This is a genomic window from Streptomyces lunaelactis (genome assembly GCF_003054555.1).
Lineage (GTDB): Bacteria > Actinomycetota > Actinomycetes > Streptomycetales > Streptomycetaceae > Streptomyces > Streptomyces lunaelactis.
In genome coordinates, this window is sequence record NZ_CP026304.1 from 5,170,647 (window position 1) to 5,188,693 (window position 18,047).

General features: G+C 67.2%; 25 protein-coding genes. 23 read left to right on the plus strand and 2 right to left on the minus strand.

Features of this window, described 5'->3' with window-relative positions:
* The first annotated feature begins 1 nt into the window (after window position 1).
* The 19 genes from rplX to truA all read left to right on the plus strand — a co-directional run bounded on the left by rplX (window position 2) and on the right by truA (window position 11,516).
* Window positions 2–325, plus strand: coding sequence for a 50S ribosomal protein L24 (gene rplX, locus SLUN_RS23945; protein ID WP_108151516.1), 324 nt, complete (start codon window positions 2–4; stop codon window positions 323–325).
* Window positions 325–885 (plus strand): 50S ribosomal protein L5, encoded by a 561-nt coding sequence (gene rplE, locus SLUN_RS23950; RefSeq protein ID WP_108151517.1) that lies wholly within the window; start codon window positions 325–327, stop codon window positions 883–885. Before rplX ends, rplE begins: the two co-directional genes overlap by 1 nt.
* A gap of 2 nt (window positions 886–887) precedes the next feature.
* Entirely contained in the window at window positions 888–1,073 is a 186-nt protein-coding gene (locus SLUN_RS23955) for a type Z 30S ribosomal protein S14 (RefSeq protein WP_003956452.1), read from the plus strand.
* A 210-nt stretch (window positions 1,074–1,283) separates the two neighbouring features.
* Window positions 1,284–1,682, plus strand: coding sequence for a 30S ribosomal protein S8 (gene rpsH, locus SLUN_RS23965; protein WP_067163170.1), 399 nt, complete (start codon window positions 1,284–1,286; stop codon window positions 1,680–1,682).
* Between the two features lie 21 nt (window positions 1,683–1,703).
* Window positions 1,704–2,243 (plus strand): 50S ribosomal protein L6, encoded by a 540-nt coding sequence (gene rplF / locus SLUN_RS23970; protein WP_108151519.1) that lies wholly within the window; start codon window positions 1,704–1,706, stop codon window positions 2,241–2,243.
* Window positions 2,244–2,246: 3 nt separating this feature from the next.
* Complete coding sequence (rplR, locus tag SLUN_RS23975) at window positions 2,247–2,630, plus strand: 50S ribosomal protein L18 (protein ID WP_108151521.1); 384 nt, start codon at window positions 2,247–2,249, stop codon at window positions 2,628–2,630.
* A gap of 46 nt (window positions 2,631–2,676) precedes the next feature.
* Window positions 2,677–3,279, plus strand: a complete 603-nt coding sequence (gene rpsE / locus SLUN_RS23980) for a 30S ribosomal protein S5 (protein WP_030084329.1) — start codon at window positions 2,677–2,679, stop codon at window positions 3,277–3,279.
* Window positions 3,279–3,461 (plus strand): 50S ribosomal protein L30, encoded by a 183-nt coding sequence (gene rpmD, locus SLUN_RS23985; RefSeq protein WP_108151523.1) that lies wholly within the window; start codon window positions 3,279–3,281, stop codon window positions 3,459–3,461. The genes rpsE and rpmD overlap by 1 nt, the downstream gene beginning before the upstream one ends.
* A 1-nt stretch (window position 3,462) precedes the next feature.
* Window positions 3,463–3,918: a 50S ribosomal protein L15 gene (rplO, locus tag SLUN_RS23990; protein WP_108151525.1), complete on the plus strand. Its 456-nt coding sequence runs from the start codon at window positions 3,463–3,465 to the stop codon at window positions 3,916–3,918.
* Window positions 3,919–4,171: 253 nt separating this feature from the next.
* The gene (secY, locus tag SLUN_RS23995; RefSeq protein ID WP_108151527.1) at window positions 4,172–5,491 is read left to right on the plus strand and encodes a preprotein translocase subunit SecY; all 1,320 of its coding nucleotides are present in this window, start codon (window positions 4,172–4,174) and stop codon (window positions 5,489–5,491) included.
* Window positions 5,491–6,168 carry an adenylate kinase gene (locus SLUN_RS24000; protein ID WP_108151528.1) on the plus strand — a complete coding sequence of 226 codons (678 nt, stop codon included), beginning with the start codon at window positions 5,491–5,493 and terminating at the stop codon, window positions 6,166–6,168. Before secY ends, SLUN_RS24000 begins: the two co-directional genes overlap by 1 nt.
* Window positions 6,169–6,263: 95 nt before the next feature.
* Entirely contained in the window at window positions 6,264–7,100 is an 837-nt protein-coding gene (map, locus tag SLUN_RS24005; RefSeq protein WP_108151530.1) for a type I methionyl aminopeptidase, read from the plus strand.
* A 196-nt stretch (window positions 7,101–7,296) separates the two neighbouring features.
* The gene (gene infA, locus SLUN_RS24010; RefSeq protein WP_003956442.1) at window positions 7,297–7,518 is read left to right on the plus strand and encodes a translation initiation factor IF-1; all 222 of its coding nucleotides are present in this window, start codon (window positions 7,297–7,299) and stop codon (window positions 7,516–7,518) included.
* A gap of 58 nt (window positions 7,519–7,576) precedes the next feature.
* A complete protein-coding gene (gene rpmJ / locus SLUN_RS24015; protein ID WP_003956441.1) occupies window positions 7,577–7,690 on the plus strand; it encodes a 50S ribosomal protein L36 in 114 nt (37 codons plus the stop codon).
* Between the two features lie 196 nt (window positions 7,691–7,886).
* Entirely contained in the window at window positions 7,887–8,267 is a 381-nt protein-coding gene (rpsM, locus tag SLUN_RS24020) for a 30S ribosomal protein S13 (RefSeq protein ID WP_108151532.1), read from the plus strand.
* A 65-nt stretch (window positions 8,268–8,332) separates the two neighbouring features.
* Complete coding sequence (gene rpsK / locus SLUN_RS24025; RefSeq protein ID WP_003956432.1) at window positions 8,333–8,737, plus strand: 30S ribosomal protein S11; 405 nt, start codon at window positions 8,333–8,335, stop codon at window positions 8,735–8,737.
* A 114-nt stretch (window positions 8,738–8,851) separates the two neighbouring features.
* A complete protein-coding gene (locus SLUN_RS24030; protein ID WP_003956430.1) occupies window positions 8,852–9,874 on the plus strand; it encodes a DNA-directed RNA polymerase subunit alpha in 1,023 nt (340 codons plus the stop codon).
* 165 nt (window positions 9,875–10,039) lie between these two features.
* Window positions 10,040–10,549, plus strand: a complete 510-nt coding sequence (rplQ, locus tag SLUN_RS24035) for a 50S ribosomal protein L17 (protein WP_108151534.1) — start codon at window positions 10,040–10,042, stop codon at window positions 10,547–10,549.
* A 97-nt stretch (window positions 10,550–10,646) separates the two neighbouring features.
* Window positions 10,647–11,516: a tRNA pseudouridine(38-40) synthase TruA gene (truA, locus tag SLUN_RS24040; RefSeq protein ID WP_108151536.1), complete on the plus strand. Its 870-nt coding sequence runs from the start codon at window positions 10,647–10,649 to the stop codon at window positions 11,514–11,516.
* Here truA and SLUN_RS24045 read toward each other — a convergent pair.
* The gene (locus tag SLUN_RS24045) at window positions 11,487–12,530 is read right to left on the minus strand and encodes a hypothetical protein (protein WP_175313146.1); all 1,044 of its coding nucleotides are present in this window, start codon (window positions 12,528–12,530) and stop codon (window positions 11,487–11,489) included. The genes truA and SLUN_RS24045 overlap by 30 nt on opposite strands.
* A 55-nt stretch (window positions 12,531–12,585) precedes the next feature.
* Here SLUN_RS24045 and SLUN_RS24050 point away from each other — a divergent pair, with 55 nt between their 5' ends.
* From SLUN_RS24050 to glmM, 4 genes are all read left to right on the plus strand, one after another.
* Entirely contained in the window at window positions 12,586–14,205 is a 1,620-nt protein-coding gene (locus SLUN_RS24050) for an ABC-F family ATP-binding cassette domain-containing protein (protein WP_108151538.1), read from the plus strand.
* Between the two features lie 274 nt (window positions 14,206–14,479).
* Window positions 14,480–14,923 (plus strand): 50S ribosomal protein L13, encoded by a 444-nt coding sequence (rplM, locus tag SLUN_RS24055; RefSeq protein ID WP_108151540.1) that lies wholly within the window; start codon window positions 14,480–14,482, stop codon window positions 14,921–14,923.
* Window positions 14,924–14,967: 44 nt separating this feature from the next.
* The gene (gene rpsI, locus SLUN_RS24060) at window positions 14,968–15,495 is read left to right on the plus strand and encodes a 30S ribosomal protein S9 (RefSeq protein ID WP_108151542.1); all 528 of its coding nucleotides are present in this window, start codon (window positions 14,968–14,970) and stop codon (window positions 15,493–15,495) included.
* 140 nt (window positions 15,496–15,635) lie between these two features.
* Window positions 15,636–16,994 carry a phosphoglucosamine mutase gene (gene glmM / locus SLUN_RS24065; protein WP_108151544.1) on the plus strand — a complete coding sequence of 453 codons (1,359 nt, stop codon included), beginning with the start codon at window positions 15,636–15,638 and terminating at the stop codon, window positions 16,992–16,994.
* Between the two features lie 102 nt (window positions 16,995–17,096).
* Here the strand turns inward: glmM and SLUN_RS24070 are convergent, their stop codons facing one another.
* A complete protein-coding gene (locus tag SLUN_RS24070) occupies window positions 17,097–18,047 on the minus strand; it encodes a DUF389 domain-containing protein (RefSeq protein ID WP_108151546.1) in 951 nt (316 codons plus the stop codon).

Sequence of the window (18,047 nt, forward strand, 5' to 3'; positions counted from 1 at the left end):
CATGAAGATCAAGAAGGGCGACCTGGTTCAGGTCATCACCGGTAAGGACAAGGGCAAGCAGGGCAAGGTCATTCAGGCCTTCCCCCGCGAGGACCGCGTCCTGGTCGAGGGTGTCAACCGGGTCAAGAAGCACACCAAGGCCGGCCAGACCGCTCGTGGTTCGCAGACCGGCGGCATCGTGACCACCGAAGCCCCTGTCCACGTCAGCAATGTTCAGCTGGTCGTGGAGAAGGACGGCAACAAGGTCGTCACCCGCGTCGGCTACCGCTTTGACGACGAGGGCAACAAGATCCGCGTTGCCAAGCGGACCGGTGAGGACATCTGATGACTGCCACCACCAACGCGCCGCGTCTGAAGCTGCGCTACCGCGAGGAGATCACCGGCAAGCTGCGTGAGGAGTTCTCGTACGAGAACGTCATGCAGATCCCCGGCCTCGTCAAGATCGTGGTCAACATGGGTGTGGGCGACGCCGCCCGCGACTCCAAGCTGATCGAGGGCGCCATCCGCGACCTCACCACGATCACGGGCCAGAAGCCGGCCGTCACCAAGGCCCGGAAGTCCATCGCGCAGTTCAAGCTGCGTGAGGGTCAGCCGATCGGCTGCCACGTCACCCTCCGTGGTGACCGCATGTGGGAGTTCCTGGACCGTACGCTGTCGCTCGCGCTGCCGCGTATCCGTGACTTCCGTGGCCTGTCGCCCAAGCAGTTCGACGGCCGTGGCAACTACACCTTCGGTCTCACGGAGCAGGTCATGTTCCACGAGATCGACCAGGACAAGATCGACCGGGTCCGGGGCATGGACATCACCGTGGTGACCACGGCGACCAACGACGACGAGGGTCGTGCCCTGCTTCGTCACCTCGGCTTCCCGTTCAAGGAGAACTGACCGTGGCGAAGAAGGCTCTGATCGCTAAGGCCGCCCGCAAGCCGAAGTTCGGTGTGCGCGCGTACACGCGCTGCCAGCGCTGTGGCCGGCCCCACTCCGTCTACCGCAAGTTCGGCCTGTGCCGCGTGTGCCTTCGTGAGATGGCTCACCGTGGCGAGCTGCCGGGCGTGACCAAGAGCTCCTGGTAATTCCCTACTTGGGAATTACCGGAGGCTCTCGGTAAGTATCTGGTCGGCGGGAGCCCTCCTCCGCATGCCGTAGGCTTGTGGGGTTGGGCGCCCGTCGCCCTGACCGACTTACTACGCCGTAGGTCCCCGCACCGCACCCGTCCCGCCACTGAGTGGGGAGAGGGATGGCGCATACAGGAAACCCCGGCGAGAGAGGCCGAAGGCCAATTCATGACCATGACTGATCCCATCGCAGACATGCTCACGCGTCTGCGTAACGCAAACTCGGCGTACCACGACACCGTCGTGATGCCGCACAGCAAGATCAAGTCGCACATCGCGGAGATCCTCCAGCAGGAGGGCTTCATCACCGGCTGGAAGGTCGAGGACGCCGAGGTCGGCAAGAACCTCGTCCTGGAGCTGAAGTTCGGCCCGAACCGCGAGCGTTCGATCGCCGGCATCAAGCGCATCTCCAAGCCGGGTCTGCGCGTGTACGCGAAGTCCACCAACCTGCCGAAGGTTCTCGGCGGCCTGGGCGTGGCGATCATCTCCACGTCCCACGGTCTCCTGACCGGTCAGCAGGCAGGCAAGAAGGGCGTAGGTGGGGAAGTCCTCGCCTACGTCTGGTAGTCGGGAAAGGAAGGAAAGCTCATGTCGCGAATCGGCAAGCTCCCCATCCAGGTTCCCGCCGGTGTGGACGTCACCATCGATGGCCGTACGGTCGCCGTGAAGGGCCCCAAGGGTTCCCTCTCCCACACCGTTGCCGCCCCGATCGAGATCGTTAAGGGCGAGGAAGGCGTTCTGAACGTCACCCGTCCCAACGACGAGCGTCAGAACAAGGCCCTGCACGGCCTGTCCCGCACGCTGGTGGCGAACATGATCACCGGCGTGACCCAGGGTTACGTCAAGGCGCTCGAGATCAGCGGTGTCGGTTACCGCGTCGCCGCGAAGGGCTCCAACCTGGAGTTCCAGCTCGGCTACAGCCACTCGATCCTGGTGGAGGCGCCCGAGGGCATCTCCTTCAAGGTCGAGTCGCCGACCAAGTTCTCGGTCGAGGGTATCGACAAGCAGAAGGTCGGCGAGGTCGCCGCAAACATCCGCAAGCTGCGGAAGCCCGACCCGTACAAGGCCAAGGGTGTCAAGTACGCCGGCGAGGTCATCCGCCGCAAGGTCGGAAAGGCGGGTAAGTAAGCCATGGCATACGGTGTAAAGATTGCCAAGGGTGACGCGTACAAGCGCGCCGCCATCAAGCGCCGCCACATCCGCGTCCGCAAGCACGTCTCCGGCACGCCGGTACGTCCGCGCCTGGTCGTGACGCGCTCCAACCGCAACATCGTTGCGCAGGTCATCGACGACATCGCGGGCCACACGCTCGCGTCGGCGTCGACCCTGGACACCTCGATTCGTGGTGGCGAGGGTGACAAGAGCGCCCAGGCCAAGCAGGTCGGCGCGCTTGTCGCCGAGCGTGCGAAGGCTGCCGGCGTCGAGACCGTCGTGTTCGACCGTGGTGGCAACAGGTACGCCGGGCGCATTGCCGCTCTGGCTGACGCCGCCCGCGAAGCCGGGCTGAAGTTCTAAGCCCCGGTTCCGGGACTAACGGACGTAACAGAGAGAGGTAAATCCAATGGCTGGACCCCAGCGCCGCGGAAGCGGTGCCGGTGGCGGCGAGCGGCGGGACCGGAAGGGTCGCGACGGTGGCGCTGCCGCCGAGAAGACCGCTTATGTTGAGCGCGTTGTCGCGATCAACCGCGTTGCCAAGGTTGTCAAGGGTGGTCGCCGCTTCAGCTTCACCGCGCTGGTCGTGGTGGGCGACGGTGACGGCACCGTAGGTGTCGGATACGGCAAGGCCAAGGAAGTTCCCGCGGCCATCGCCAAGGGCGTTGAAGAGGCCAAGAAGAACTTCTTCAAGGTTCCGCGTATCCAGGGCACCATCCCGCACCCGATCACGGGCGAGAAGGCCGCGGGCGTCGTCCTGCTCAAGCCTGCTTCCCCCGGTACCGGCGTTATCGCCGGTGGCCCGGTGCGTGCGGTGCTCGAGTGCGCCGGCGTTCACGACATCCTGTCGAAGTCGCTCGGCTCGTCCAACGCGATCAACATCGTGCACGCGACCGTGGCGGCCCTCCAGGGCCTGCAGCGTCCCGAGGAGATCGCGGCTCGCCGTGGTCTGCCCCTCGAGGACGTCGCCCCCGCGGCTCTGCTTCGTGCACGTGCGGGAGCGGGTGCGTAATGTCCCGTCTCAAGATCACGCAGACGAAGTCGTACATCGGTACTAAGCAGAACCACCGTGACACGCTGCGTTCGCTCGGGCTCAAGCGCCTGAACGACGTGGTCGTCAAGGAGGACCGTCCCGAGTTCCGCGGAATGGTGCACACCGTCCGCCACCTCGTCACGGTTGAGGAGGTCGACTGACATGGCGGAGAACAACCCGCTGAAGGTTCACAACCTCCGGCCCGCCCCGGGCGCCAAGACCGCCAAGACCCGTGTGGGTCGTGGTGAGGCGTCCAAGGGTAAGACCGCTGGTCGTGGTACCAAGGGCACCAAGGCCCGTTACCAGGTTCCGCAGCGCTTCGAGGGTGGGCAGATGCCCCTCCACATGCGTCTCCCGAAGCTCAAGGGCTTCCGGAACCCGTTCCGCACCGAGTTCCAGGTTGTGAACCTGGACAAGCTCGGCGCTCTCTACCCCGAGGGTGGAGAGGTCACTGTCGCCGATCTGGTCGACAAGGGCGCGGTTCGCAAGAACAGCCTCGTCAAGGTCCTGGGCCAGGGCGAGATCTCCGTGGCGCTGCAGGTGACGGTTGACGCCGTCTCCGGCTCCGCCAAGGAGAAGATTGCCGCTGCCGGCGGCACCGTCACCGAGCTCGTCTGAGACGAGTTCAGTGGCTGAAAGCTGAAATCCGACCGGGGATGCCTCCCAAAAGGGGCATCCCCGGTTGGTCGTTCCTAGGGGGGCGCATCCGCCGGTAAGGTGGCGTGCACTGTTGCTGTAAACATAGGGGGTTCTGCCCCCTTGGCCGATCGGTCTGCACCACTAAGATCGTTCGGATTTGCCTGACTACTTATCCGTCGATCCTCAATACCGTCACCTCTGACGCAGTAGCGCGGGGGTCGCAGGAGGCACCGTGCTCACCGCGTTCGCCCGGGCGTTCAAGACGCCCGACCTGCGCAAGAAGCTGCTCTTCACACTCGCCATCATCGTGCTGTACCGGCTCGGGTCACATATCCCGGTCCCGGGCGTGAATTACCAGAACGTACAGATCTGTGTCGATGCGGCCCAGAAGGGCAACAACAGCCTGTTCGGCCTGGTGAACATGTTCAGTGGTGGCGCGCTGCTGCAGATCACCATCTTCGCGCTCGGCATCATGCCGTACATCACGGCGAGCATCATCCTGCAGCTGCTGACCGTGGTCATCCCGCGTCTGGAGGCCCTCAAGAAGGAGGGTTCGGCCGGCACGGCGAAGATCACCCAGTACACGCGTTACCTCACGGTGGCTCTCGCCGTGCTGCAGGGCACCGGCCTGGTGGCCACCGCCCGCAGTGGTGCGCTCTTCAGTGGCTGCCAGGTTGCCGACCAGATCGTCCCGAACCGCTCGATCTTCACCACCATCGTCATGGTGGTCACCATGACCGCGGGTACCGCGGCCGTCATGTGGCTCGGTGAGCTCATCACCGACCGCGGCATCGGCAACGGCATGTCGATCCTGATGTTCATCTCGATCGCCGCCGGCTTCCCGGGCGCCCTGTGGGCCATCAAGGAGAGCGGCAAGCTCGCCAAGGGCTGGATCGAGTTCAGCACGGTCATCCTGATCGGCTTCGTGATGGTCGCCCTCGTCGTCTTCGTCGAGCAGGCCCAACGCCGTATCCCCGTGCAGTACGCGAAGCGAATGATCGGGCGGAGGTCGTACGGCGGTACGTCCACATACATCCCGCTCAAGGTGAACCAGGCGGGTGTGATTCCCGTCATCTTCGCGTCGTCGCTGCTCTACATCCCGGCGCTGATCGCTCAGTTCAGCAGTGGCACCTCGGGCTGGAAGACATGGATCGAACAGCACTTCGTCAAGGGTGACCACCCGTACTACATCGCGACGTACTTCCTGTTGATCGTGTTCTTCGCCTTCTTCTATGTGGCGATCTCGTTCAACCCCGAGGAAGTCGCCGACAACATGAAGAAGTATGGTGGCTTCATCCCAGGTATCCGTGCTGGTCGACCGACGGCTGAGTATCTGAGCTATGTGCTCAACCGGATCACCTGGCCGGGATCGCTGTACCTGGGTCTGATTGCTCTTGTTCCGACGATGGCGTTGGCAGGCTTCGGAGGCGCGAACCAGAACTTCCCGTTCGGCGGGACGAGCATCCTGATCATCGTGGGTGTGGGTCTGGAGACCGTGAAGCAGATCGAGAGCCAGCTCCAGCAGCGCAATTACGAAGGGTTCCTCCGCTGATGCGAATCGTCCTCGTCGGACCGCCCGGTGCCGGCAAGGGAACGCAGGCCGCGTACCTTGCCAGGAACCTGTCGATCCCGCACATCTCCACGGGCGACCTCTTCCGCGCCAACATCAGCCAGGGCACCGACCTGGGTGTACAGGCCAAGGCCTACATGGACGCGGGTGAACTGGTCCCCGACGAGGTCACCATCGCCATGGCCAAGGACCGGATGGAACAGCCGGACGCCGAGAACGGCTTCCTGCTGGACGGCTTCCCGCGCAACGTCTCGCAGGCCGAGGCGCTGGACGCGATGCTGAAGGCCGAGGGCATGACGCTGGACGCGGTGCTCGACCTGGAGGTCCCCGAGGACGAGGTCGTCAAGCGGATCGCGGGCCGCCGCATCTGCCGCAACGACTCCAGCCATGTCTTCCATGTCACGTACTCCGCGCCGAAGACCGAGGGTGTCTGCGACACCTGCGGCGGCGAGCTGTACCAGCGTGACGACGACTCCGAGAAGACCGTGCGCAAGCGGCTCGAGGTCTACCACACGCAGACCGAGCCGATCATCGACTACTACCGGGCGCAGAACCTGGTGGTCACCATCTCCGCGCTGGGCAAGGTCACCGAGGTGACCCGGCGTGCGATGGACGCGCTGAAGAAGTCCGGCGAGGACGAGACGAACGACAAGGGCTGAGCAGTACCGCAGTACCTTCTGTACGGCCGCGGTGTCCGGTGGGCGCCGCGGCCGTACTGTTGAGCAGAGACACATCAGACGTGGAAGGCAAGTGCATGGTGCAGATCAAGACCCCGGAGCAGATCGCGAAGATGCGCGAGGCGGGGCTGGTCGTGGCCGCCATCCACGCGGCGACGCGTGAGGCCGCGGTGCCGGGCGCGAGCACCAGGGATCTGGACGAGGTCGCCCGCAAGGTGATCGCCGACCACGGTTCGAAGTCCAACTTCCTCGGCTACGGCGGGTTCCCCGCGACGATCTGCACCTCGGTCAACGAGGTCGTCGTGCACGGCATCCCGGACGAGAAGACCGTCCTCAAGGACGGCGACATCATCTCCATCGACGCCGGCGCGATCATCGACGGCTGGCACGGCGACGCCGCGTACACCGCCTTCGTCGGCAGTGGGCACGCGCCGGAACTGATCGAACTCTCCAGGGTCACCGAGGAGTCGATGTGGGCCGGCATCGCCGCCATGAAGAACGGCAACCGGCTGATCGACGTCTCCCGAGCCATCGAGACGTACATCCGCCGCCAGCCGCGTCCCGCCACCGGCAAGTACGGGATCATCGAGGAGTACGGCGGCCACGGCATCGGCACCGAGATGCACATGGACCCGCATCTGCTGAACTACGTCTCCAGGAAGCGGGGCAAGGGCCCGAAGCTGGTCCCCGGCTTCTGCCTGGCGATCGAGCCGATGGTCTCGCTCGGCACCCCGCACACCGAGGTCCTGCAGGACGACTGGACGGTCATCACGACCGATGGCACCTGGTCCTCGCACTGGGAGCACTCGGTGGCACTGACGGAGGAGGGCCCGCTGGTGCTGACGGCCCCCGACTGTGGCAGGGCGAAGCTGGCGGAGCTGGGCATCACGGCCGCGCCGGACCCGCTGGCCTGAGCCCGGTCGGCGGACGCCCTTCGCGACGCGGAGGTGCCCCGCTTGCGTCGGCGTAACGATCTCCGGTAGTGGGCAGACTTGCCGGATTCGTCTTTTCGAGGGGCCTGTCGTAGACTGATGCGTCGGCTCTCGTGTACCCGTGTGTCTCCATACGGCCGCCTGAGTCGATCAAGGTAGCCGATTCGAAAGGCGAAGCGTGGCCAAGAAGCAAGGTGCCATCGAAATTGAGGGCACCGTGATCGAGTCCCTCCCGAACGCCATGTTCAAGGTGGAACTCCAGAACGGTCACAAGGTCCTCGCGCACATCTCCGGCAAGATGCGGATGCACTACATCCGAATCCTCCCGGACGACCGGGTCGTCGTGGAGCTCTCTCCGTACGACCTGACGCGTGGCCGGATCGTCTACCGGTACAAGTAGATCTTGCCGCGCCCCATTCTGTGGGGTGCCGGCACTGACCCGGAGAACCTGACATCCAATGAAGGTCAAGCCGAGCGTCAAGAAGATCTGCGACAAGTGCAAGGTGATCCGCCGTCACGGCCGGGTCATGGTCATCTGCGACAACCTGCGCCACAAGCAGCGCCAGGGCTGACGCACGACCACCTGCACTCGCAGTTCTTCGCGCGACGCACGTAAACGAGTACATACGCAGATCCCGCCTGGCTTCGGCCGGCGATACCCCCGGTGGAGGCCGGGGACCTGGTCCGTACCACCCTCCTTTTTCACCAAGGGTCGGCGGCCACGGAACGGCTCTGCGGAAGACCTCCGATATTCAACAGGAGCCATGAATGGCACGCCTTTCCGGCGTTGACCTCCCGCGCGAAAAGCGCGTCGAGATCGCCCTCACCTACGTCTTCGGCATCGGGCGCACCCGGTCCAAGGAAGCCCTTGCGGCCACCGGTGTCGACCCCAACACCCGCGTTCGTGATCTGCCCGAAGAGGACCTGGTAAAGCTCCGCGAGTACGTGGACGCCAACCTCAAGACCGAGGGTGACCTCCGTCGCGAGGTCCAGTCGGACATTCGCCGCAAGATCGAGATCGGCTGCTACCAGGGTCTGCGGCACCGCCGTGGCCTGCCGGTCCACGGTCAGCGCACCAGCACGAACGCTCGTACCCGCAAGGGCCCGCGTCGCGCCATCGCCGGTAAGAAGAAGCCGGGCAAGAAGTAGTCCTCAGCCGGACGCTCATCAGCGGTCTTCGCTGTAGGACCGACCACCTCCCGTAGGAGATATAGATGCCCCCCAAGGGTCGTCAGGGCGCTGCCAAGAAGGTGCGCCGCAAGGAAAAGAAGAACGTCGCTCACGGGCACGCCCACATCAAGAGCACGTTCAACAACACGATCGTTTCGATCACCGACCCCTCGGGCAACGTGATCTCCTGGGCCTCCGCCGGCCACGTCGGCTTCAAGGGCTCGCGCAAGTCCACCCCCTTCGCCGCGCAGATGGCCGCCGAGTCGGCCGCCCGCCGCGCGCAGGAGCACGGCATGCGCAAGGTCGACGTCTTCGTCAAGGGTCCCGGCTCCGGCCGTGAGACCGCGATCCGCTCCCTCCAGGCCACTGGCCTCGAGGTCGGCTCGATCCAGGACGTCACCCCCACCCCGCACAACGGCTGCCGCCCCCCGAAGCGCCGCCGCGTCTGACCCTCTTCTGAGGGTTTTGACTTTTTCGGGCGGTACGGCGCTTCGGTGCCGTATCGCCCGTACCCTTGTTCCGTTGGCATCAAATAGTGGGTGCCAAGACTGGAGGCATTTCTCATGCTTATCGCTCAGCGTCCCTCGCTGACCGAAGAGGTCGTCGACGAGTACCGCTCGCGGTTCGTGATCGAGCCCCTCGAGCCGGGCTTCGGCTACACCCTCGGCAACTCGCTTCGCCGTACGCTCCTCTCCTCGATCCCCGGCGCTGCTGTCACCAGCATCCGGATCGACGGTGTCCTGCACGAGTTCACCACCGTGCCGGGCGTCAAGGAGGACGTCACCGACCTCATCCTGAACATCAAGCAGCTGGTCGTCTCCTCGGAGCACGACGAGCCGGTCGTGATGTACCTGCGCAAGCAGGGTCCCGGCCTGGTCACCGCTGCTGACATCGCCCCGCCGGCCGGCGTCGAGGTCCACAACCCGGACCTCGTTCTCGCGACGCTGAACGGCAAGGGCAAGCTGGAGATGGAGCTGACCGTCGAGCGCGGTCGCGGCTACGTCTCCGCCGTGCAGAACAAGCAGGTGGGCCAGGAGATCGGCCGTATTCCGGTCGACTCCATCTACTCGCCGGTGCTCAAGGTCACGTACAAGGTCGAGGCGACCCGTGTCGAGCAGCGCACCGACTTCGACAAGCTGATCGTCGACGTCGAGACCAAGCAGGCCATGCGTCCGCGTGACGCCATGGCGTCGGCCGGTAAGACCCTGGTCGAGCTGTTCGGTCTGGCGCGTGAGCTCAACATCGACGCCGAGGGCATCGACATGGGCCCGTCCCCGACGGACGCCGCGCTCGCCGCCGATCTCGCCCTGCCGATCGAGGAGCTCGAGCTCACCGTTCGGTCGTACAACTGCCTCAAGCGCGAGGGCATCCACTCCGTGGGTGAGCTCGTGGCGCGTTCCGAGGCGGACCTGCTCGACATCCGCAACTTCGGTGCGAAGTCGATCGACGAGGTCAAGGCGAAGCTGGCCGGCATGGGCCTGGCGCTCAAGGACAGCCCGCCCGGATTCGACCCGACCGCCGCGGCGGACGCCTTTGGCGCGGACGACGACGCGGATGCCGGTTTCGTGGAGACCGAGCAGTACTAGTACGCCTCCGGCTGGGGTGCCCGGGTTTCTGGGTGCCCCGGACCGGGGTCCAAGCCCTGTCCTCGAACGCCGGACGGGCTTGGTTCTGTCTTCCGTAGGGCAGCCGCCTTGCGGGAACTGACACCGGTACCTGATACGGCCGGTGCAGCACACAAGGAGAAAACCATGCCGAAGCCCGCCAAGGGTGCCCGTCTGGGCGGCAGCGCTGCGCACGAGAAGCTGCTTCTCGCGAACCTCGCGAAGTCGCTCTTCGAGCACGGCCGCATCACCACGACCGAGGCCAAGGCCCGCCGCCTGCGTCCGGTCGCCGAGCGCCTGATCACCAAGGCGAAGAAGGGCGACATCCACAACCGTCGCCTGGTTCTGCAGACGATCACGGACAAGAGCATCGTGCACACGCTCTTCACCGAGATCGCTCCGCGGTACGCCGAGCGCCCGGGTGGCTACACCCGTATCACCAAGATCGGCGGCCGTCGTGGCGACAACGCCCCGATGGCTGTGATCGAGCTGGTCGAGGGTGAGATCGCGAAGAAGGCGACCGTTGCCGAGGCCGAGGCCGCTGCCAAGCGCGCGGTCAAGGAAGACGCCCTCAAGAAGGACGAGGTCGTCAAGGACGAGGTCGTCGAGGACGCGGCTCCGGCTGAGGCCGGGGAGTCCGAGTCCAAGGACGCCTGAGGCTCCGCCTCTGTGAGCGGGCTCGCCCCTTGAGGGGCGGGCCCGCTTTCGCGTTCGCGAGTTCTTGGGTGCGCGCCGCCCTGAGAGGATCTGTTGCGTGAGTGATGAAGTTGAGCCCGGGCACGTCCGGCTGCGGCTGGATCTGTCGTACGACGGCAAGGACTTCTCCGGGTGGGCCAAGCAGCCCAGTGGCCGGCGGACCGTCCAGGGGGAGATCGAGGACGCGCTGCGTACGGTGACGCGGTCCTCGACGACGTACGAACTGACCGTCGCCGGGCGGACCGACGCGGGTGTGCACGCGCGCGGGCAGGTCGCGCACGTCGATCTGCCGCAGGACGTGTGGGACGAGCACCGGGAGAAGCTGCTGAAGCGGCTCGCGGGGCGGCTCTCCCGCGATGTACGGATCTGGCGCGCGGCCGAGGCGCCCGCGGGGTTCAACGCACGCTTCTCGGCCGTCTGGCGGCGGTACGCGTACCGCGTGACGGACAACCCCGGGGGCGTCGATCCGCTGCTGCGCGGTCATGTGCTGTGGCACGACTGGCCGTTGGACGTGGCGGCGATGAACGCGGCCGCGGCCGGTCTGGTCGGAGAGCACGACTTCGCGGCGTACTGCAAGAAGCGCGAGGGCGCCACGACCATTCGCACGCTGCAGCAGCTGCGGTGGGAGCGGGGCCCGGACGGGATCATCACCGCGACCGTGCGGGCCGATGCCTTCTGCCACAACATGGTGCGCTCGCTGGTCGGCGCGATGCTGTTCGTGGGCGATGGGCACCGGCCGGTGGAGTGGCCGGCGAAGGTGCTGGGCGCGGGCGTACGGGACTCGTCCGTCCATGTCGTACGCCCGCACGGGCTCACGCTCGAGGAAGTCGGTTACCCCGCCGACGAGTTGCTGGCCGCCCGCAGCCGGGAGGCCCGCAACAGGCGGACACTGCCGGGGTCAGCCGGCGGGAGCGGTGGCTGCTGCTGAGGCCTGGGCCTCGCCGCGGCGCACGATCTGGCGGAAGGTGAACTCCGCCAGGTCGTCACCGGTCTGGAAGGCCTTGCTGTCGCCCGAGGTGACGGACTTGGCCTTGGTGTAGCCGGTGGCGGTGAAGTAGGCGTACCGGCCGTAGGAGTTGGCGGTGAACCGGCAGACCGGGCCGCCCTTGCAGAAGGTGGGGACGCCCGCGCCGGGGAGCGGGGTGACATTGCCCTGGGCCTGCTGCGCGGCCTTCTTGGCCTCCGCCTCGGCCCCGAAGACCGCGACGCCGACGGTGACGGCGATGCCGTCCTTGCTGTACGTGGCGCGGAAGACCTGGTCACAGCCATTGGCTTCGAGGATCGAGCCGAGGCCGCCCTGGGTGGCCGATGCGCAGGTGCCGGTGCGGGCGGTGGCGCCCTTGCCGTAGACGCGGTCGGTCATCGTCAGCTTCTTGCCGGGGAAGAGGGTGTCGACGCTCAGCGGCGCCGTGTCCTTCTTCTCGCTTGATATGAAGTCCTTCGGGTTCGGCGGGGGCAGCGGCGCCACCGAGGAGAAGGACGGCTCGGGCTCGGTGGTGCCGCCGGGCAGGTCGGGGGGCGCGGGCAGCTCGCTGGCGTTCTTGTCCCCGGCCCGGTTGCTGTCGTCACTGTTCGACGACACGATCGCGGTCGCGACGATGCCGGCGATCGCGGCGGTCGCGAGCACGCCACCGCCGACCAGCAGCCACCTCTTGCGGCGCGTGCGTGTCTCCGCCGCCTCGGCGAGCGAGGCCCAGTCCGGTGTGTTGTCGGTCTCGGAGGTCGCGCGCAGGCCGAACGGATCCGGTTGGGCCGGAAACGGGTTGTACGGGTCCTGGCGCTGCCCGTACGGGTCCTGGCCCTGACCGCCGTACGGGTCCTGGCCCTGACCGCCGTACGGCCCTTGGTTCTGTCCCCCGTACGGGCTCTGGTTCTGTCCCCCGTACGGGTCCTCGTTCTGTCCACCGGGGCTCCACTGAGGTCCCCCCTGCCCAAAGCTCATGCCGCGCATCCTAAACCTGTTGGGCGAGGGCGGCGTCGGCGGTGAGAATCGGAGCATGGGACATCTTGAGGCCGCGCATCTGGAGTACTACCTACCGGACGGACGGGTGCTCCTCGGCGATGCCTCGTTCCGGGTGGGGGAGGGCGCGGTGGTCGCCCTGGTCGGAGCCAACGGCGCAGGCAAGACGACGCTGCTGCGGATGATGGCGGGGGAGCTGCAGCCGCACGGCGGGACGGTGAGTGTCAGCGGCGGGCTCGGGGTGATGCCGCAGTTCGTCGGCTCGGTCCGGGACGAGCGGACCGTGCGCGATCTGCTGGTGTCCGTGGCCCAGCCGCGGATCAGGGAAGCGGCCGCAGCGGTGGATGCCGCGGAGCATCTGATCATGACGGTCGACGACGAGGCCGCGCAGATGAAGTACGCCCAGGCGCTGAGCGACTGGGCGGAGGCGCGTGGGTACGAGGCCGAGACCGTCTGGGACATGTGCACGATGGCGGCGCTGGGTGTCCCGTACGAGAAGGCGCAGTTTCGCGAGCTGAAGACGCTGAGTGGGGGCGAGCAGAAGCGGCTGGTGCTCGAGGCGCTGCTGCGGGGGCCGGACGAAGTGCTGCTGCTCGACGAGCCGGACAACTATCTGGACGTGCCCGGCAAGCGGTGGCTGGAGGAGCGGCTGAAGGAGACCCGTAAGACGGTCCTCTTCGTCTCGCACGACCGGGAGCTGCTGTCGCGGGCGGCGGAGCGGATCGTGAGTGTGGAGCCGAGTCCGGCGGGGTCGGACGTATGGGTGCACGGTGGCGGCTTCGGTACGTACCACGAGGCCCGCAAGGAGCGGTTCGCGCGCTTCGAGGAGCTGAAGCGGCGCTGGGACGAGGAGCATGCCCGGCTGAAGGCGCTGGTGCTGCGGCTGCGGAACCAGGCGGCGATCAGCCCCGACATGGCGTCGCGCTACCGGGCGATGCAGACGCGCTTCAAGAAGTTCGAGGACGCGGGGCCGCCGCCGGAGCCGCCGCGCGAGCAGGAGATCCGGATGCGGCTGCGGGGCGGGCGGACCGGGGTGCGGGCGCTGACGTGCGCCGGGCTCGAGCTGACCGGTCTGATGAAGCCCTTCTCGCTGGAGGTCTTCTACGGGGAGCGGGTCGCCGTCCTCGGCTCGAACGGCTCCGGGAAGTCGCACTTCCTGCGGCTGCTGGCGGGGGAGGAGGTGGCGCACACGGGGTCGTGGAAGCTGGGGGCACGGGTGGTGCCCGGGCACTTCGCGCAGACGCACGCGCATCCCGAGCTGCTGGGGCGGACGCTGGTCGACATCCTGTGGACGGAGCACGCGAAGGACCGGGGCGGCGCGATGAGCGTGCTGCGGCGGTACGAGCTGGAGCGGCAGGGCGACCAGCCCTTCGAGAAGCTGTCGGGCGGGCAGCAGGCGCGGTTCCAGATCCTGCTGCTGGAGCTGGCGGGGACGACGGCGCTGCTGCTGGACGAGCCGACGGACAACCTGGACCTGGAGTCTGCGGAGGCGCTGCAGGAGGGGCTGGAGGCGTACGAGGGGACGGTGCTGGCGGTCACGCACGACAGGTGGTTCGCGAAGTCGTTCGACCGGTATCTGGTGTTCGGGTCGGACGGGGTGGTGCGGGAGACGACAGAGCCCGTGTGGGACGAGCGACGGGTGGAGCGGGCGAGGTGACGGGGGCGCTGCCCCAGGCCCCCCGCTCCTCAGACGCCGGAGAGGCTGAAAGACGGGGGTGCTTTTGACCCAGGTGGGGGACCGCGGGTATTCTTCTGGTTCGTTATGCGTATTGGCTTGTTCATTCTCACGTGAGAGGCCCTTACGCCGGTCCACCGGGCCGATGACCAGCGGCAGGCCCAAGGGTTGCGTCCCCGAGGTGCCGCCATGGCTGTCGTGATCGTCCGGGTGGCCTTGTCAGGACCCACTCACTGAAGAAGCGAAGGCTACGACCGTGCGTACGTACAGCCCCAAGCCCGGCGATGTCACGCGCCAGTGGCACATCATCGACGCGCAGGACATTGTCCTGGGCCGTCTGGCGACAACGGCAGCGAACCTCCTCCGGGGCAAGCACAAGCCGATCTACGCCCCCCACATGGACATGGGCGACTTCGTCATCATCATCAACGCCGAGAAGGTTCACCTCTCCGGCAACAAGAAGACCCAGAAGATGGCGTACCGCCACTCCGGGTACCCGGGTGGTCTCCGCTCCGTCCGCTACGACGAGCTGCTGGCCAAGAGCCCGGAGAAGGCTGTGGAGAAGGCCATCAAGGGCATGATCCCCAAGAACACCCTGGGTCGTCAGATGCTCTCGAAGCTGAAGATCTACGCGGGCGACCAGCACCCGCACGCTGCTCAGCAGCCGGTCCCGTTCGAGATCACCCAGGTCGCGCAGTAGTTCCGGCCACCCCCTAAGACGTACAGAAAGATCTGAGGAGAATCGTGGCCGAGACCACTGCAGAGACCGCCGTCGAGGGCACCGAGGGCGAAGAGACCTTCGCCGAGGTGACCACCTTCGAGTCGGAGACCCCCGTCGAGGGCGAGTACACCAGCGAGTCGCTGGCGTCCCGCTTCGGCGACCCCCAGCCGGCTGCCGGCCTGGGCCGTCGCAAGAACGCCATTGCCCGCGTCCGGATCGTTCCGGGCACCGGCAAGTGGAAGATCAACGGTCGCACCCTTGAGGACTACTTCCCGAACAAGGTGCACCAGCAGGAAGTCAACGAGCCCTTCAAGGTGCTCGAGCTCGACAACCGTTACGACGTCATCGCCCGCATCTCGGGTGGCGGCGTCTCCGGTCAGGCCGGCGCCCTGCGCCTCGGCGTGGCCCGTTCGCTGAACGAGGCGGACGTGGACAACAACCGCGCCCCGCTCAAGAAGGCCGGCTTCCTCTGCCGTGACGACCGTGCGGTCGAGCGCAAGAAGGCCGGTCTCAAGAAGGCCCGCAAGGCGCCGCAGTACAGCAAGCGTTAATCGCGCGCTGGCCTGTATGGCTTTTCGTTCGCCCCGGCGGCACTCCGTGCTGCCGGGGCGTTCGTTTATGGACGACCTCGGGCGTATAACGGGCTACGGCGCTCAGAGGCTTGCATTTCGGAGCATTTCGGAGGACAGCTGTGGGACGACTCTTCGGCACGGACGGCGTGCGCGGTGTCGCCAATGCGGATCTGACGGCTGAGCTCGCGCTCGGCCTGTCGGTCGCTGCGGCGCATGTGCTTGCCGAGGCGGGCACATTCGCGGGCCATCGGCCGACGGCGGTGGTCGGGCGTGACCCCCGTGCTTCGGGTGAGTTCCTGGAGGCCGCCGTCGTGGCGGGTCTCGCGAGCGCGGGCGTGGACGTCCTGCGCGTCGGTGTGCTGCCCACCCCCGCGGTGGCGTATCTCACCGGTGCGCTGGGTGCCGACCTCGGTGTGATGCTCTCCGCGAGCCACAACGCCATGCCGGACAACGGCATCAAGTTCTTCGCGCGCGGCGGGCACAAGCTGGCCGATGAGCTCGAGGACCGTATCGAGACGGTGTACGAGCAGCACCGCACCGGAGCGCCGTGGGAGCGGCCGACCGGCGCCGGTGTCGGCCGCGTGAGCGACTACGACGAGGGCTTCGAGAAGTACGTCGCGCATCTGATCGCCGTACTGCCGAACCGCCTCGACGGGCTGAAGGTCGTCCTCGACGAGGCGCACGGCGCCGCCTCCCACGTCTCGCCCGAGGCGTTCGCCCGGGCCGGGGCCGAGGTCGTCACCATCGGCGGCGAGCCGGACGGGCTCAACATCAACGACGGGTGCGGATCCACGCACCTGGGGCTGCTGAAGGCGGCCGTCCTCGAGTACGGCGCCGACTTCGGCATCGCGCACGACGGCGACGCGGACCGCTGCCTCGCCGTGGACGGCGCGGGCGAGGAGGTCGACGGCGACCAGATCCTCGCGGTGCTGGCGCTCGCCATGCGTGAGGCCGGGACGCTGCGCGGCGACACCGTCGTCGCGACCGTCATGTCCAACCTCGGCTTCAAGCTGGCGATGGAGCGCGAGGGCCTGCAGCTGGTGCAGACCGGGGTCGGCGACCGGTACGTCCTGGAGGCGATGAAGGCCGAGGGGTACGCGCTGGGCGGCGAGCAGTCCGGGCACGTCATCGTGCTCGACCACGCGACAACCGGCGACGGCACGCTCACCGGCCTGATGCTGGCGGCCCGTGTCGCCGCCACGGGCCGCTCGCTGGCCGAGCTGGCCGGGGTCATGCGGCGGCTGCCGCAGGTGCTCATCAATGTGCCGGACGTGGACAGGTCGCGGGTGAAGACCTCCGCGGAGCTGGCGACCGCCGTCGCCGAGGCGGAGCGCGAGCTGGGGGCCACCGGTCGCGTACTGCTGCGCCCGTCGGGCACCGAGCCGCTCGTACGCGTCATGGTCGAGGCGGCGGATATCGAGCAGGCGAGGTCGGTGGCGGGCTCCCTGGCGGACGCGGTCAAGTCGGCGCTGGGCTGACCCGCCGGGGCTCTGCCCCGGACCCCGCGCCTCAATCGCCGGCGAGGCCGAAAGGCCCGGCCCGGCGATTGAGGCGCGGCGCGGCCGAAGGCCGCACCCGCCTTACGGCAGCGTCGCCCTTGCTGCCGTGCGCTGCCGCTGCTTCGCCCACAGGTACTTCTGCGCCAGCAGCGTCAACGTCCCCGCCAGCACAATGCCCAGCAGGTTCAGCAGGAGTTGCTCCGTGGAGCCCCACGCCTGCTTGTACTCCGTGTAGCTGAAGGCCACCGCCGCGTTCGCCGCCGCCGGGACCGTCGTGACCGAGATCGCGACGCCGACCAGCGCGCCCGACTTCGCCGAGGTCAGCGAGAGCATCCCGGCCGCGCCCGCCAGCACCGCGACGACGAACGAGAACCAGTCGGGGCGGTAGATGAAGTTGGTGTTGGGGCGTTCGGCCTGCAGCTTGGACGCCTCGAAGAGGTTCACCGAGTCCATGAAGAAGCTGAACGCCACCGTCACCAGCATGGCGGCGGCGAAACCCACGATCAGCGCCATGAACGAGCGCCACGCCAGCCGCGGGGCGCGCTGCACCAGGGCCGTGCAGAAGCCGGCAAGCGGGCCGAACTCCGGGCCCACCGCCATCGCACCCACGATCAGGATCGCGTTGTCGAGCACCACACCGCACGCCGCGATCATCGTCGCCAGCGACAGGAACGCGATGTAGGTGAAGCTGAGCGTCGACTCCTCGTGCGTCGCGTCCTCCAGGTGCTCCCAGAGCACCGCGTCCGCGCCCTCGCCCGGAGCCTCCTCCTCCGCCTTGTCGGCGCGCCGGGACAGTGACAGGTCGATGTTCTCGACGGCGATCGAGCCGGACTCGTCGATGCCGAGCGACCGCAGGCCGCCGATCAGCTCGTCGCCCGCCTCCCGCGCCACATCGCACATCACCAGGTCCCCCGGGGGATTGCGGGCGGCTCCGGGAACGACCGCCAGGTGCGTGGTGCCGACGGTCCGCTCGACCAGGCGGAGCACTTCGGCGGTCCGGTCGGCCGGGGTGATCAGGCGCAGATGCAGCAC

Excerpts from the sequence above, each read along its gene's own strand:
- rplX (WP_108151516.1), top strand. The coding sequence starts at position 2 with ATGAAGATCAAGAAGGGCGACCTGGTTCAGGTCATCACCGGTAAGGAC.
- rplE (WP_108151517.1), top strand. The coding sequence starts at position 325 with ATGACTGCCACCACCAACGCGCCGCGTCTGAAGCTGCGCTACCGCGAG.
- rpsH (WP_067163170.1), top strand. The coding sequence starts at position 1,284 with ATGACCATGACTGATCCCATCGCAGACATGCTCACGCGTCTGCGTAAC.
- rplF (WP_108151519.1), top strand. The coding sequence starts at position 1,704 with ATGTCGCGAATCGGCAAGCTCCCCATCCAGGTTCCCGCCGGTGTGGAC.
- rplR (WP_108151521.1), top strand. The coding sequence starts at position 2,247 with ATGGCATACGGTGTAAAGATTGCCAAGGGTGACGCGTACAAGCGCGCC.
- rpsE (WP_030084329.1), top strand. The coding sequence starts at position 2,677 with ATGGCTGGACCCCAGCGCCGCGGAAGCGGTGCCGGTGGCGGCGAGCGG.
- rpmD (WP_108151523.1), top strand. The coding sequence starts at position 3,279 with ATGTCCCGTCTCAAGATCACGCAGACGAAGTCGTACATCGGTACTAAG.
- rplO (WP_108151525.1), top strand. The coding sequence starts at position 3,463 with ATGGCGGAGAACAACCCGCTGAAGGTTCACAACCTCCGGCCCGCCCCG.
- SLUN_RS24000 (WP_108151528.1), top strand. The coding sequence starts at position 5,491 with ATGCGAATCGTCCTCGTCGGACCGCCCGGTGCCGGCAAGGGAACGCAG.
- map (WP_108151530.1), top strand. The coding sequence starts at position 6,264 with ATGGTGCAGATCAAGACCCCGGAGCAGATCGCGAAGATGCGCGAGGCG.
- rpmJ (WP_003956441.1), top strand. The coding sequence starts at position 7,577 with ATGAAGGTCAAGCCGAGCGTCAAGAAGATCTGCGACAAGTGCAAGGTG.
- rpsM (WP_108151532.1), top strand. The coding sequence starts at position 7,887 with ATGGCACGCCTTTCCGGCGTTGACCTCCCGCGCGAAAAGCGCGTCGAG.
- rpsK (WP_003956432.1), top strand. The coding sequence starts at position 8,333 with ATGCCCCCCAAGGGTCGTCAGGGCGCTGCCAAGAAGGTGCGCCGCAAG.
- SLUN_RS24030 (WP_003956430.1), top strand. The coding sequence starts at position 8,852 with ATGCTTATCGCTCAGCGTCCCTCGCTGACCGAAGAGGTCGTCGACGAG.
- rplQ (WP_108151534.1), top strand. The coding sequence starts at position 10,040 with ATGCCGAAGCCCGCCAAGGGTGCCCGTCTGGGCGGCAGCGCTGCGCAC.
- SLUN_RS24045 (WP_175313146.1), bottom strand. The coding sequence starts at position 12,530 with ATGAGCTTTGGGCAGGGGGGACCTCAGTGGAGCCCCGGTGGACAGAAC.
- SLUN_RS24050 (WP_108151538.1), top strand. The coding sequence starts at position 12,586 with ATGGGACATCTTGAGGCCGCGCATCTGGAGTACTACCTACCGGACGGA.